This is a genomic window from Mycobacterium sp. E2462, from assembly GCF_001672685.1.
GTDB lineage: Bacteria > Actinomycetota > Actinomycetes > Mycobacteriales > Mycobacteriaceae > Mycobacterium.
Window position 1 is genome coordinate 1 of record NZ_LZKC01000188.1, and the last position, 650, is coordinate 650.

Genomic DNA, 650 nt, shown 5'->3' on the forward strand with positions numbered 1-650 from the left:
CGCGGCGCACGTCGGCGTGGGTGCCCGCCATGGTGGTCGTGCACGCGCGGCAGCGGCCGCAGCCGGGTTCCCCGTCGGAGGTGCACTGCAGGGCGGCGGCGAAGCATACCGCGGCGACCGACCGCCCGGAACCGGGCGGCCCGGTGATCAGCCAGGCATGTGTCATAGTCCCGTCGGCCGCGCCGTTGTGCGCGGGGTCACTGCGCGCGGCCCGGGCGGCGGTCAGCAACTCCCGCGTCACCGCATCCTGGCCTACCAGCCGCGTAAACACCCCGGACATCACCGGTAACACTAGACAGCGATGCCGACGGATACCGATCGGCCACCATACCGCGACCATTCCGTTACATTTGCCCGCGTCAGGGCCCTGCGGTCGACGTGCCGAGACGCTTGTAAGTTTCCAACAGGTCGCCCCCGACCGATACGGTGGGTTGGTGACAACAGCGGCGACATTGCCCGGACGAATCAGCGGATTCGTCCGGTGGGTGGTGCGCACCCCGTGGCCGCTGTTTTCCCTGAGCATGCTGCAGGCCGACATCATCGGCGCCCTGTTCGTCCTGGGCTTCCTGCGCTACGCGTTGCCCCCGGAGGATCGCATTCAGCTGCAGGACCTGCCGGTCCTGAACCTGGCCGTCTTCGGCACGGCGCTG

General features: G+C 69.1%; 2 pseudogenes. One reads left to right on the forward strand and one right to left on the reverse strand.

Annotated features, from left to right (window positions below):
• A pseudogene (locus tag A5714_RS09140) lies at positions 1-280 on the reverse strand (DNA polymerase III subunit delta'); the annotation flags it as partial.
• A gap of 58 nt (positions 281-338) precedes the next feature.
• On the opposite strand from A5714_RS09140, the pseudogene A5714_RS09145 reads away from it, so the two are divergent.
• Positions 339-650: pseudogene (locus A5714_RS09145) on the forward strand (hypothetical protein); the annotation flags it as partial.